General features: G+C 31.5%; 25 protein-coding genes. 1 reads left to right on the top strand and 24 read right to left on the bottom strand.

Annotation, left to right across the window (positions count from 1 at the left end):
* Positions 1-174: 174 nt before the first annotated feature.
* From QZV03_RS07580 to QZV03_RS07505, 16 genes are all read right to left on the bottom strand, one after another.
* Positions 175-498 carry a hypothetical protein gene (locus QZV03_RS07580; RefSeq protein ID WP_296875501.1) on the bottom strand — a complete coding sequence of 108 codons (324 nt, stop codon included), beginning with the start codon at positions 496-498 and terminating at the stop codon, positions 175-177.
* Positions 499-516: 18 nt separating this feature from the next.
* Positions 517-819, bottom strand: a complete 303-nt coding sequence (locus QZV03_RS07575) for a hypothetical protein (RefSeq protein WP_296875499.1) — start codon at positions 817-819, stop codon at positions 517-519.
* Positions 820-853: 34 nt separating this feature from the next.
* Entirely contained in the window at positions 854-1,144 is a 291-nt protein-coding gene (locus QZV03_RS07570) for a hypothetical protein (RefSeq protein ID WP_296875497.1), read from the bottom strand.
* Positions 1,145-1,303: 159 nt separating this feature from the next.
* Positions 1,304-1,495: a hypothetical protein gene (locus QZV03_RS07565; RefSeq protein WP_296875495.1), complete on the bottom strand. Its 192-nt coding sequence runs from the start codon at positions 1,493-1,495 to the stop codon at positions 1,304-1,306.
* 133 nt (positions 1,496-1,628) lie between these two features.
* On the bottom strand, positions 1,629-1,907 hold the full coding sequence (locus tag QZV03_RS07560) for a hypothetical protein (RefSeq protein WP_296875493.1): 279 nt from the start codon (positions 1,905-1,907) through the stop codon (positions 1,629-1,631).
* Positions 1,908-2,264: an ASCH domain-containing protein gene (locus QZV03_RS07555; RefSeq protein ID WP_296875491.1), complete on the bottom strand. Its 357-nt coding sequence runs from the start codon at positions 2,262-2,264 to the stop codon at positions 1,908-1,910.
* A 5-nt stretch (positions 2,265-2,269) separates the two neighbouring features.
* Complete coding sequence (locus QZV03_RS07550) at positions 2,270-2,479, bottom strand: hypothetical protein (protein WP_296875489.1); 210 nt, start codon at positions 2,477-2,479, stop codon at positions 2,270-2,272.
* 136 nt (positions 2,480-2,615) lie between these two features.
* Entirely contained in the window at positions 2,616-3,128 is a 513-nt protein-coding gene (locus QZV03_RS07545; RefSeq protein WP_296875487.1) for a hypothetical protein, read from the bottom strand.
* Entirely contained in the window at positions 3,125-3,685 is a 561-nt protein-coding gene (locus QZV03_RS07540; RefSeq protein ID WP_296875486.1) for a hypothetical protein, read from the bottom strand. Before QZV03_RS07540 ends, QZV03_RS07545 begins: the two co-directional genes overlap by 4 nt.
* 198 nt (positions 3,686-3,883) lie before the next feature.
* Positions 3,884-4,390 carry a hypothetical protein gene (locus QZV03_RS07535; RefSeq protein WP_296875484.1) on the bottom strand — a complete coding sequence of 169 codons (507 nt, stop codon included), beginning with the start codon at positions 4,388-4,390 and terminating at the stop codon, positions 3,884-3,886.
* Positions 4,391-4,410: 20 nt separating this feature from the next.
* Positions 4,411-4,656: a hypothetical protein gene (locus QZV03_RS07530; RefSeq protein WP_296875482.1), complete on the bottom strand. Its 246-nt coding sequence runs from the start codon at positions 4,654-4,656 to the stop codon at positions 4,411-4,413.
* Positions 4,657-4,658: 2 nt separating this feature from the next.
* Complete coding sequence (locus tag QZV03_RS07525; protein WP_296875480.1) at positions 4,659-5,522, bottom strand: AAA family ATPase; 864 nt, start codon at positions 5,520-5,522, stop codon at positions 4,659-4,661.
* Between the two features lie 5 nt (positions 5,523-5,527).
* Positions 5,528-5,686 (bottom strand): hypothetical protein, encoded by a 159-nt coding sequence (locus QZV03_RS07520; protein WP_296875478.1) that lies wholly within the window; start codon positions 5,684-5,686, stop codon positions 5,528-5,530.
* Between the two features lies 1 nt (position 5,687).
* Positions 5,688-6,089: a hypothetical protein gene (locus QZV03_RS07515; protein WP_296875476.1), complete on the bottom strand. Its 402-nt coding sequence runs from the start codon at positions 6,087-6,089 to the stop codon at positions 5,688-5,690.
* Positions 6,086-6,421, bottom strand: coding sequence for a hypothetical protein (locus QZV03_RS07510; protein ID WP_296875474.1), 336 nt, complete (start codon positions 6,419-6,421; stop codon positions 6,086-6,088). Before QZV03_RS07510 ends, QZV03_RS07515 begins: the two co-directional genes overlap by 4 nt.
* Positions 6,418-6,636 carry a hypothetical protein gene (locus QZV03_RS07505; RefSeq protein WP_296875473.1) on the bottom strand — a complete coding sequence of 73 codons (219 nt, stop codon included), beginning with the start codon at positions 6,634-6,636 and terminating at the stop codon, positions 6,418-6,420. The genes QZV03_RS07510 and QZV03_RS07505 overlap by 4 nt, the downstream gene beginning before the upstream one ends.
* A 177-nt stretch (positions 6,637-6,813) precedes the next feature.
* Here QZV03_RS07505 and QZV03_RS07500 point away from each other — a divergent pair, with 177 nt between their 5' ends.
* The gene (locus tag QZV03_RS07500) at positions 6,814-6,987 is read left to right on the top strand and encodes a hypothetical protein (protein ID WP_296875471.1); all 174 of its coding nucleotides are present in this window, start codon (positions 6,814-6,816) and stop codon (positions 6,985-6,987) included.
* Between the two features lie 248 nt (positions 6,988-7,235).
* On the opposite strand, the gene QZV03_RS07495 is transcribed toward QZV03_RS07500, so the two are convergent.
* From QZV03_RS07495 to QZV03_RS07460, 8 genes are all read right to left on the bottom strand, one after another.
* Entirely contained in the window at positions 7,236-7,652 is a 417-nt protein-coding gene (locus tag QZV03_RS07495; RefSeq protein WP_296875469.1) for a hypothetical protein, read from the bottom strand.
* Between the two features lie 176 nt (positions 7,653-7,828).
* Positions 7,829-8,284, bottom strand: coding sequence for a hypothetical protein (locus tag QZV03_RS07490; protein WP_296875467.1), 456 nt, complete (start codon positions 8,282-8,284; stop codon positions 7,829-7,831).
* A gap of 16 nt (positions 8,285-8,300) precedes the next feature.
* Positions 8,301-8,561 (bottom strand): hypothetical protein, encoded by a 261-nt coding sequence (locus QZV03_RS07485; protein WP_296875465.1) that lies wholly within the window; start codon positions 8,559-8,561, stop codon positions 8,301-8,303.
* A 6-nt stretch (positions 8,562-8,567) separates the two neighbouring features.
* The gene (locus QZV03_RS07480) at positions 8,568-9,401 is read right to left on the bottom strand and encodes a hypothetical protein (protein WP_296875463.1); all 834 of its coding nucleotides are present in this window, start codon (positions 9,399-9,401) and stop codon (positions 8,568-8,570) included.
* 215 nt (positions 9,402-9,616) lie between these two features.
* Positions 9,617-10,615 carry a hypothetical protein gene (locus tag QZV03_RS07475; protein WP_296875462.1) on the bottom strand — a complete coding sequence of 333 codons (999 nt, stop codon included), beginning with the start codon at positions 10,613-10,615 and terminating at the stop codon, positions 9,617-9,619.
* Positions 10,616-10,936: 321 nt separating this feature from the next.
* The gene (locus QZV03_RS07470) at positions 10,937-11,368 is read right to left on the bottom strand and encodes a DUF356 domain-containing protein (RefSeq protein ID WP_296875460.1); all 432 of its coding nucleotides are present in this window, start codon (positions 11,366-11,368) and stop codon (positions 10,937-10,939) included.
* A 4-nt stretch (positions 11,369-11,372) separates the two neighbouring features.
* A complete protein-coding gene (locus tag QZV03_RS07465) occupies positions 11,373-12,638 on the bottom strand; it encodes a hypothetical protein (RefSeq protein ID WP_296875458.1) in 1,266 nt (421 codons plus the stop codon).
* Complete coding sequence (locus tag QZV03_RS07460; protein ID WP_296875456.1) at positions 12,635-13,081, bottom strand: hypothetical protein; 447 nt, start codon at positions 13,079-13,081, stop codon at positions 12,635-12,637. Before QZV03_RS07460 ends, QZV03_RS07465 begins: the two co-directional genes overlap by 4 nt.
* Positions 13,082-13,104: the final 23 nt, after the last annotated feature.

Here is a 13,104-nt window from a genome sequence, read left to right as displayed (position 1 = left end):
TTGTTTTAATCACTTTTATCGCAAATGAAGTTTTTTACGTACCCAGAATCTCTTTTTTTTACAAACAATTATTTTCAGGAATTTTTATACTGAAAAAAATTTTTATAAAATATGAAATTCCTCACCTTCAAAAATCACTGTAACGAAATAGAAAAAAAGTAAATGTGTGAAATGTTAAATTTCACTTAATATAATCAAAATTTTTAAAATGTAATAAGGTTCATTAATCTTATCACAATAATCAGAAATATCTTCATATATGTTATTAGTTAATGTTTCACTTTCCTGTTTAAATAAGGGATGTTTTAATTTAAAGATATATTCATAATCAGCATTTATTTCTTGAGGCAACTTATACATATGACAATCAGTTAAATCATCATATTTTGGAATAATTTCTGAATGAATATAATTAAAGATATCCTCTGAAAGTGAATCATCAAATTTACGAACCTTAGGAGATTTAATTAAATTAGACATTTTTTCATGAACGTTCAAAAATAATCCTCCTTTTTATTATTTTGCCGGTAGTTTTAATCGTCTGCGTTCCATCATTATTGCTTTGCGTTCCTCTTTAAAATCATTTTTTGGGGTTCCGTGCAAGTAACCACTGCCCAATCCCCAATAACTATCTGTTTGCGACCTGTGTTTTTTACGATGTTTACGTACACGTTTTTCAGTATGCTCAAGAGTACTGTAATCTCGGCATTTATCACTACAATATTTAGTAGCATTTTGGAATTTGATAAAAGTTGATCCACAATATTTACAGGTAGTTACCCAGAATCTTGTTTGTGGATCATCTTTAATTTTTTTCAATAACATCACTCAAATTAAAAATTTAAAGGGATGTTCAACCAGGATATTTTAACTTGAAATCATCAAGATGCTCTAAAATATATTCTATTGCAACAATCTTAAATACTTTTAACGGGATTCTAATATTAGTGGACCTTTCATAAAAATAATGTCCTTTAACATTATACTCGGATTCATCCAATAATAAATGAATATAATCCTGAACCGTGAAAATATTTAATTCATTGAACACAGGTATACTTTCACGACAGGCAATAATAATCTCCTTAGTGACATCTGTTCGGATTTCATGTTTACCTTTAAATTTACAATCTTCAAACCTCATAAAAAAATCATCTCCTTATGAAGTATTCACACCTGCATAAACCACCAGATTTATTCGGTTTTCCTCTTTTATCCAAACAACCAGTTTCAAAACTATCAGGTTTACGACCTGGAACATCTATACTCTGTTTACAATCACAACAACAATGATACTCAGTAATCATACAGTCACCTCATTAACCATCTTCCTAAACTTTTTAAAGTCCTCTTTACTCATATTATATTCAAAATCAGGAGTTTTAAAAGTAATATGCAAACCTGGCTTTGGACCCTCATAAGGACAAAAACTAAACAAATCTATCCAGCAACCATTATATGATTGACTTTTTCTCACTTTAATAATATCACTCATAATAAACCATGCCTCCAATTATGTTCATTAACATAAGAGTACAATATATTGCAGCGTATAGGATAATCAAGTTTACATGGATATCTTTTATTATCCTCATCCAAGAATGGACAATCTTTACAATCACTACTAATCATAACTCCACTCCTAAATTACTTGCTAAATTAACCAATGCATTATGACCAAGATGAGTACGTTCATTTTTAATAGCTTCCCTTAATTCAGCTTTAAATTTAAATAGGGTTTCTCTATCTTGTTCTAACCTTTGAGTTTTAGTTTTCAACTCATTCAAATTTCTTTCATATCTATTTAAAATATTGACAATACTTCTATTAGTATGAGGAATTCCTTCCTCACAAATATCAGTACCTTCAATAACATCAGTATTTAAAAACCATTTTTTATCACTCATTCAAATCACCCTTGCATTTTCATCTTTTATCTGAGCCACCACTCTGAATTGATAATAGTAAACTCTGTTATAATCTTCCAAATATGGATAAATACTCAATAATTCTTCTTTCAATTCAAAAGCACGATGAAATCCTTCACGTTGAGCATCAGCATCATTAATATTTTTAAATGATTTATACCCTTTTTTTGTGATGAGTAATGCTATGACATTTAATGTTCCTGGGAATATTGCAGCTATGATTTTACCAACTGGAGTTTCAATTCTTTTTTCAGGGGTTCTCATTGTTTGAGTTTTATTTCCGTTGCGAATTGGAGTAATCCATTTTTTGTTAAACTTAACCTGTTCTAATTCCATCCATATCACCAATAATTAAAAAATACTACTTTTCCATCAAAACTTCTTAAAGATTCAAAAGCCATAACCTCATCACAAATCTTATCAATATCCTCTTGAGAAATAGGATCATCTGATTCGACCAGGAATTGTTTTTTAGGCAAATTTAATTTATACCTACAATTTCCACCCATTATCTTTTTAACAATCTGTTCAATAGTCATTAAACTCATCATATCATCTTCCCATATTTTTCTTGACGTCGTTTAAAATCCCTCTTACTTTTACGTTCCTTTCTTTTTTCATTCAAAAATCCACCAACATACACCATTATTAAAATAAGAAAAAGAAAGAAGTAAATTAAATAATACTTCATTCTTTAATCTCCATACTTACAGTTTTAACACGTATCAATGACTTTAAAAAACTAATGCGTCTTTTACAATAATCAATACCAAACTCTAATTTTTTAATCTCATTATACTCCTCAGATAATTCTTCACGACAATGTTGTTTACGAATACTCTCATTATTCTTACCATATAATGCCTTAAAATCAGTACTTGCTATAATCTCCTCACTTAAAGCATTATACGCTTCTTTTTTATTGAATAAATCAACTTCTTTAACAGAGACCTCAGTAACCAAACTAGACCATTCACATAAATTACCCATTATACTATCATCAATACTATCATCGACTTTTAATGCCTCATCAATTAGTTGTATTTCATTACTGAAATCCAATGGTATTAACTCAGATATATTTACACTAACATGACTATCATTACTAGTGACTCCTTCAGCAAGATTATCGAATGCTTTTAAACCACTTAATGATACTAATAAATGTCTAGTGTCTGCTAATAGTTTTGTATTACTCATAAAACTCCTCCTTCCAATGTAACTTGTTTTCCTTTACCTTTTAAATAATCATATTTCTCAAACCAAACTTCTGCATTACCTGAATCCACAAAGTAACATAATTTCTTCATAGTAGTACGGGAGATGCTTTCACCTTTAGGTAAGAATTTACGTGAATACTTATTCGCAATCTTATCCCAAAAATGATTAGTTTCCCTTTGAAGATTTACCCAAACAGGTAATTTCTGTTTAATCCAAGATAATGATCTCATGGAATATTTTTTGGAAATGGTACATGAATCTTTACCATGGCGAATCATAATAGATCCATCTGGGCAAACATCAGTAATGTTAATATGATTATCTTTCACATAATTGCTGTAATGAAGGTACAATTCCTCTTTTTTATGAGGGATTGTGAGATTATTAAAACTCTTTGGATTATCTTCAGCTTTAGGTTTGGAATATTTTTTGTTTAATTTCTCTCGTTCAATTTCTAATTGTTTTCGTTTCAATTGAATTGCTCGTAGTTGTAATTCAATGTCTTGTTGTTCCAATTCTAATATTGTAGAATTCATTTTTTTAACCTCTTTATAACATTGTTATATGATATCATTGATATTGAAAAAGAATTATTAATAATAATAATTAATAATAATAATCCCCTTTCAAATGTCAGACAATACTGTCCGACAATAGAATTTAACTAACTTAACCAAATGTCATACCGACACAGTGCCTGTCCGACATTTGAATAATACTTACAATTTGAAATGTCAGACATCCTTGTCATACATTTCATTCTCATCACCTGAACTGTCAGACACCAATGTCTGACACAAATCCTCAAGATAATTCTTCACCTCAACCAAAAACTTCTCACCATCATAACCTAACTCACGCCCCTCAGAACGAATACTAGACTTCGCAACACCACTCTCAATACTCCTAAGAGAATGCTCACCATGACGATTAAAAATAGACACTGCATACTCCCTAGCAGAATCAACCAACATACTACGCAAAGTAGACTCATCCAACTCATGAGGAGCAATCATCCTCAACCTATTTTTCTTCGCAGAAACCAAAGCCTTCAAACTATGCACCTCAGCCTCCTTCTCAGCTAAAGTCTCCTCAAGACTACCAATGCTAAATTTCAACATAGTTTCCTCATGAGACAACGCCCGTAACCCATACATAAAAATCTCCCTGTAAGTGAAAGGTAAATCCTGAGCTTGCTTTTTCTCACTAATATGCAAACGAATACTAACACGTTGATCCATAGGAAACTCACCATTCATATTCATACACTCACCTCACCCTTAAAAACATGATGATCATTAAGCAAGGCCATATTCACAAAATTCATATAATTAATACAAGCACAAATATGCTTACAAAGATGCTTACCTAACAAACAGCCTTTACAATCGCACATCCATCCATTATCAAAATCCCAAGTAACCATATACACTTCACCAGAATCAGAATGCACTTCAAACTGCACACCCTCTTTATCTGCAAATTTAATAAAAATTTTAGAGGACATTTTTAAGAAATGCCCCCAAGATTAATATTTTCATCCAACCACTTCATACACAAATCATGTTCCTCCTGGTCCTTACACCTATCCTCAATACAAATACGCACCACATCATTAGTAGGAATCCTACCATTACGAACTAATGCATCCACACATTCTTGAATCAAACGAGGAACCGCAAGATTCTCACTTTCATCAACATTATTCTCAACAAGTTTGTCCTTTTTAGGTTTTTGAACAATAGGCTCCACTTTTTCCTGTTTTACAATATAAGGGATAGGTTCAAAAACATTCAACCCACTTAAACGGTCACCAAAACGATTCTTCATAATATCATAAAGAAATTCACCATCTTTAGTAACATAACAGAAATAACTCACATTAACACAATTATTCATAACTTTAACTGGATAAGATGGTTTATTTTTAGGGTCATCAACAATTTTAGTATCCACTTGCCCAATAAAAATAAGATGCTTACCAGAATTCAATAACCTATTCATAATCATTTCACATCTTTGTTTACGGACACTTAAATGATAAAATGGATTACCATCCTTTTCTTTCGGAGTAATTTTCTCCATACTACTATCCCATCCATCATAAATAATAGTGTCAAAATCAGTTTTATTAATCTCATCCAAAAGATTACAAATTTTAGTAAAGATTTGCCTATCATTACCAATAAAATCCACATCAGGATTAGCTTGAGTACTATAATTAGTATCATCAATATCTACAACAATAGGATTTAAACCAGCTTGTTTACAATATTCCTCAGCAAAAGTGGATTTACCACAACCAGTTAACCCACAGACATGAATTTTTAACCTATTTTTAGGACTTTCCCTATCCTTAAATTTAAGAACCATACTTATCAGACTCCTGCTACAAACATACCCATAAATACACTCATGAGTAAAATTCCACTACCACAAATCAAAGAACCATAAATAATAATATCTAATGGTACATTGAAAGTTTCCTTTTTCCCTAATCTTTTAGGAGCTTCCTTATCTTCAAATAATAAACTCAAATTAAACCCCCCATTCAGGAATAATATTAGGATTTTCTTTCACTTTTTCAATTAAATCAAAAGTAGAAGAACATCCCCTACTCTTTAAGAATAAGAGAGTTGCTTCTAAAGATAATGAATTAATAAAAGTAAAAGTCTTTTTACGAGCTTCATGAAGTTCAGGGTCATCAATATATTCAAGACGATCTAACTCCCAAGTAGCATCATAAATCTTTTTACAAAGATCATCATATTTTTCAACATCCACACTACTAATTCTTGGATCATCAAAAGGCAACTCATCACTGAAAAAATCTCCTGTGATACCCACAGCCTCTGCCATTTTACAAGCAACTTTACTCCTTTTACGATTCAAAGATTTAATACGGCTACGGAGGTTCATTTTAGTTGTTTCAAGACTCATTTTTTATTCCTCCAAAACCTTTTCACCGCAGAGATAATAGTGTCAGCATGATAATCATAGACAAAATTTATACTTGCTTTGCCATGACCTTCAGCCTGGACTTCCACTACAAGTCTTTGGCGGAATAATTGTTCAACTAAACGAGGTACATCTTCACGTTCCACTTGCCATGCGTCATGATATTTGCGGTCACAACCTACACGAAGCACACAGTTCATGAAATATCCTTTATCATGGAGTATTTCTTGAATACGGTAACATTCATCAAAATTCCATTTTGGGAAATTGGAAATGTACATTTTTTGATTTTCTGTAAAGTATGATTCAGTCATAAAGAATCACCTCCTTCTTTTAAGGAGGAGATTTCTTCACGATATGCTTTTAGTTCTGCACTTTGCACTACTACATTTCTGAAGAACAATTTTTGCTCTTTAGGCGATTTTTTATAAAATCTTTCTTCTAATAATTTAGCTTTTCGAGTTAAATTATCAGTGTTTTTTCCTTCAGTTGGAACATGATCCAACTCAACTATTTCCTTATTTAGCATTTTAACACTTTCCTGGTATAATATTAGAATTATCTACTGTGCTGCAACACAGAGATAATTTCTATATATAATAGTAGAATTATCTACTATATAAATGTTTTTATTAAGTAATTATAAAGGTAACATTTAAGTAGTTTAAAATCAAATATATTAGTAATCAAATATAAAGTATGTGATATGATGATTATAAAACAAAGTAAAATTGGAACAGCAGGAGGCAACTCATTAAGAGTAGGAATTCCAGAAACAATTGTTGATTTATTACAATTAAATAGAGGAGACTTAGTAGATTGGGTTGCTGAAGTAGATTCAAATGGAGTAACAGTAACATTAAAGAAAACAGAAGAATAAATACCTTTACCAACCATTACTCCCATCTTTTTTAAAGTACATACCATTTTTATAAAATTAGTAAGTATTAAATAATTCTTATTCTCTAATATAATATTGGTTACTAAAATTTTAATCACTTTCCTGGTGAACTATTTTTTTGTAGCCAGAGTTTGTGGGTGAGAAGCTGCAACTTCCACGACCCCACACTCTTTTTTTACAAACAATTTCTAATGTTTATTCATCATAATATTATTTTTTGAAACAATTCAATTTTCATAATCACTTGAATCCGTTGATTGCCAACTACTTTTTCCAGAGTCTTCATCATAAACTCTTTTATATTCTTTACCATCATCTCCTTTTTTTACAGGTTGATCATGAGTATACGCCCAATCATCATCACCTTGCTGAGATTCATCCCATTTTTCAACATAACTCTTAGAACTGGATTCCGGTTCATTATTTACGGATTCACTTTTACTAGAAGATGCTTTTTCATCATCATCTGAATTAGAATTATTTAATGTATTATTTGTAGTATTAGTAATGTTTTTTGTAATATTAGTAGTATTATTGATTTGTGTAGAATTATCATTATGATTATTAGCAGTATATAAATATCCTACACCGATAATGATTACACATATAATTCCAATTATTAAAATAATTTTTTTAAGTTCCATTTAACCCATCTACCCCATATTCTTTTTTTTACAAACATTATTTTTCATCTAGTTTTTTAATCAATTTATTATGTTTTAAATCTAATGATTTTATTACAAAGTTATCTCGTGTAACTTCTGGGAATTCTCTTTTTTTATTCTCTTCTTTTTTATTATCCGACATGCTTTATCAAAAATTATATTATTACTGAGATTAATGTTAATCCAATTGCAATTATAAATGCAATAAATCCAATTCTACTAATTATTCCTTTAAAATTTATTACTTCCAAATTATACTTATTTGTGGATCCATACATCCCAATAGTGGAAGTAATATACTCTGACTCAGATATGTCACATTCATAATTATCAATAATACTTTCCATATCAGGATAATATTTAAATCTTCTACTGATTAGTGAAATAGTGAATAATAAAATGGATACAATATAAACTACAGATGCCCAGATACAAATACTGGTTCCTGTTGGATTATTTTTAAATGTTGGTAGTAGAAATGATAATTGTATAGTTATCATTGCACCTATTATAACAATCATTGATAATGATTTATTATCTATTTCAGTATTAGTATTATTGATAATTTCATATGATTGTTTTAAGTCATTTATGTAAACATCATCATTCATATTTTTAATCACACTCTCATTCAAATTTTTTTTGAATCATTTCCATTAAGGGTTTTACCTCTTCAGAAATATTAATTTCACTGATATTTTTATTTAGTTTATTTTTCTTAGTGAAGTACGATTGTGCAAATGATCGACTAACAAAAACAACACCAGTAAAATCAATTAAAATATCTTTATCATTAATTTTATCAACATCATCTAAGAATTCAACAGCTGCCGAATTCATTTCCAATGATGAATTAATTTTGTCTTTTATTACAACTGTTTCTGTCAACTTTAACTACCTCCTTTCATATGTATACGGATTTCCTTTATAAAATTCTATCCAATCATAATAATTTTGAACTTCATCATGATTTAATCTTAATGAGATTAAAGTACCTTTAAATATATTTTTGTTATCTAATAGATAATATTTATACCTATTTTTTCCTCGAATATGTAAACAACCAGTACCTGAAACAATTAATGCTTGACCTTTATTTGCTTCAACTACTAATCTAAGTGTGGACCATAAACCATTACCTCTTTCATCTTTATCATCAGATACTGTGGAATTGTTACTAATCGCTATTTCTATAGCATGACAATCATCTTCAAAAGGTATTCCAGATTTTTTAAATCTCCCAGGTATACCCAATCCATCATCCATAACCGAAATATCTAACTTTTGAGGATGGGGATATTCTTGTGCATAAGTGAAACCTTGACTAGCCAATTCTTCTTCAAATGGAGTATGATTATAAATATTATTAGTTAATTCCGAAAATAAATGTAATAATGTATAATGACCCCCATATCCTGAATCTATTTTTTGAGTAATTTTTAAGCTTAATTCATGGTCTTGTCTTTCTTTTTCGGAGAAAGGCAATATCTGATAAGGTACGGTTGTACTTGTTTCTTTTCTATTCAGTATTCTTTTGATATATTCTTCAGTATTTGAATTAACTAGAAAAGTTTCTATGTTCTTTTCTCCTGCAAAACACAGTAAAGGCAACATAGTGGTTGGGGCTATAAATCTTTCATCACTTAAATCCAACTTAGTAGATCCTTCCGCATAATTCTTTGCGATTCTTTCAAATTTTTTATAATCATCATATAAATTATAATACAATTTTTTCTACACTCCTTTTTGGTTAGTTTTATTTATTGTTGAAAATATTTATAAATGTTTCTATTCATTTAATTTTTAATTTAAAATACTATTGTTCAATATTATAATAATATAATTGCTTGTTTGTTCAGTAGTAAAAAATGAAGCACAATGTGTTTGAAAAATCACCGTTCAACAAAACACTTTAAACAATAACCAAACACATAAAAACACAATCACGAAAACAGATCATCAAACACATCATCCTTACTATCCATAGCCTCCTGAATCTTACTCTCAATACGCTCATCAATACTATCCACAACTTCTTTATACTTCAAATTAGCCTCCTTCAACTCCTTATTCTCATCCCTAACAACTTCCAACTCCGTTTTAACACGATAAACATCATCCACAACAAGGAACGGCAAAGCCTTAATATACTTCTCTTTCAAATCCTCGACTTTAACACGCAAATAACTTGTATGAATAACATCATGAGTTTTACGACCCTGCAACAAATTAATCTCATACTCACTTAAGCCAGCAGCATATAACTGACTGGTATGATAACGCCTCATCATATGAGGAGCAAACTTAACATAATTACCAGCCTTACCCAAACCCACAGCCTCATTAACCTGCCGGAACATTCTTTCAATACTCCCATGACTACCTTTAAATAACTGATCAGTTAATTGCAGACCAGGATAAAATTTAGGATTATCCGGATGCTTCTTATTATACCTACCCATACTTTCATGTTCCTTTTTCTCACGGTATATTAAATAATTGTTAATAGAGATTACCGCTTCAGGACTGCAAAAAGTAGTATACTGCACACCAGTTTTCTGCCTCCTTAATTTCTCAAATACCGGTACAATATCTTTACGACTATTCAACACATCCAAGATCTCATGAATATACTTGGAATCATCACAGGGTAGATTATGATATTCCCTGGTAGAATAAACATAGTCATAAATAGTTAAGTTGAAGGTATCAATTAAAGAACATCCACTACTGGACATGAATGTTGCAATTGCCTTGACTAAAGGATTTTTAACATTAACACAGGTTTGTAATTCATCTTGTGTGATAATGTCTTCAGGAGTTAATTCCACCTTATGGTATTTTTTGGTACTGAATGATTTTAAAGGCAACACAGTAATATCAAAATATTTAATAATTGTTTTAATAACAGTGAATTTCATCTGTGCTGTAGATGGTTGCAAATTATCGTATAAGTATTTTCTAAAACTTATTAAAAAATAGTATAAAGTGGATTTGGTCCACTTTACTTTTTGTTCTTCAACTTCAGCAATCTCTAGGATTTCAGGTAATGTTTTACCTGTGTGCTCTTCAAATATTTTCACAACTTGACGATATATTCTTTGTGTATTTTTAGAGCTGTTTCGTTCTATGAAATAAGTTTGCAGTAAGGATTCGGTACTCATATTTTTCATATTTATTTGGTTCCTCGCTATAAATTAATGTTGAGCGAGAGAGCATTTGAAAACTATTATTTTTTTATAGCCCTTACAATTTTATGAAACTTATTTTACATAGCTATTCAATTTATCATTTCTTATGTGCCTTTCTTTTTTATTTATTTTATAATCAATCATCCCATCATTAATAGCTTTATTGGAATGATATCCTTTTAATTTAGGAGATTTGTTTAATACATATTCCAACTTGGAATATGCACCATATTCATCACTGACAACCACAACGTGTGCCGGAGGATGAATCTTTTTAACCTGCATGATGCTTAAGGTAGTATCCTCCTTTACGAAAAATGCAGTGGCCACATTAGATTTTGTTCTAAGTTTTGAATTTAGAATTCCTTCAACAAGTGAATCGGCAAATGCAGGATCAACCACCTTAGGTTTGGTGGTTAAATTCAAATTGCCATGTCTTTCCATATCAGCAATTGCACTGAATAATTTTGAGTTATTTTCTCCTCTGATTAATATTAAAGCCACATTATCACCTGTTCTGGAAAGATTTCAATAATCTTGACCTGAATACCACTAACAATATCAGGATAATACCTACAGCAGTCTGAATACTTCCTAAGATATTTAATATGTTTCCATCAATTGGCAAGTCCCATGCCGGAGCGGACCTGTCTCCTGGAAGTGCAGTGTAATAAACACCGACCGCTTTGGAACCCTGTTTAACATTGATGTCTTTAGGTTCGACATGGTCAACTCCCATTAAAAGTCCGTTGTTAATACCTCTGTTGATTGAACCTGCAATTGAAGATGCATCGTATCCATATTTTGCAACGGATGCTTCAACAATTTCTGAAGTAGTGGATGCCAATCCAGGCTTGTCACTTCCATAAGTAGAAACACTTACCGCATTTTGGCTAATAGTTAACGCAGAACCTAACGCCTCATATGCATGCACGATTCTTAACTCGCTGCCACATATTGGACAACGGTCATTGGCTTCAGCCGCAGGATAACCCATAGCCCATCCACAATCATCACAGACCTTCGAATATTCCTCATCCATAGGATAACCGGTCTGATTCATGTCCTTAGGAACAAACATATCATCAGTTGAAATACCTGAAATTAAATTGACTCCACCACCACCGTATTTTTCTCCAGAATCACGAGCAACTTCTCCCATTGCTTCTGAAAGAATTGTGGTAGCAGGATATCCGTCCCTAATCATTTTACCTATGTTCATTGCAGTTTCTTTCCTTACAGTATCTGCAGTACCATATAATGGGTTTCCAGCAGTGTTCCTTAAGTGAATAATTGCTCCTTTTTGACCAGGCTGTAGGGTAGCTACACCACTGGAGTAAGGAGTAACCTTAATATCATTACTTGCATCATCCACAGTAATCACATAAGCATTGAAAGACCCACCAATTGCGGCTCCAATATTAGGACCCCCAACTAACAGACGGGCCCCCTTAAATTGTGAAGCAAGAGATGCGGCAGAAGCGGTAGATGCATTATTTTCAAGATTAGCAACAGCATCAATAATGGAATCCAGCCTTGTATCTGAACTACCTGTACCCCCGGAGAGTACCGCAAAATGATTGTTCTTAGACATTAAGAATGTTGACTGAAACATGTTTTCCGCAAATGACATACTTCCAGCAGCTGCACCATTCGGATCGTTTCCAGACGGGTCAGTAATGACTATAATGTTACAGGTAGCTGCAACGCTACTCATAGTCATTAGAAATATTATTAAAAATACAATTAACATATGGAATGGCTTTACTTTCATCCAGTCACCCCAGTAGTTTGATTCTTCAATTCAACAGAAGAAAAGTCTTCAATAACAGTTACTGTTACAACACCGGTATTCTTATCCACCTGCACATCTGCAGCGGTAATAGGCTGAACGGATGTACCAGGCACAGTCGACCGTGTTGCAAATTCTTGAGCCGTTTGTATCGCATCCTGCAGTGAAACTTCCCTTTTGGAAGTTTTTAAAATATCTCCGTAAATTACACTACCATCCCTAAAACCAGCTTGCATAACATTAGATCGGATAGTATCTACCGGAACAATATCATTACCTTTTATAATTACCCCAGAAATAGGAGTACCATCAGTTATATCATCTGATGAAGCAAATGCCACATAAGTGATTAAACGACCACAAAGAATTAAAATAAACGCTAATAATAAAATAATTAATGTGTCTCTTCTAATCTTTATAAACATGTTTATATCCTCTTAGTACATTA

This window comes from uncultured Methanobrevibacter sp., from assembly GCF_902788255.1.
Classification (GTDB): domain Archaea; phylum Methanobacteriota; class Methanobacteria; order Methanobacteriales; family Methanobacteriaceae; genus Methanocatella.
The sequence above is the reverse complement of the archived record's forward strand: the minus strand, read 5'-3'. Positions and strand labels throughout refer to the sequence as shown.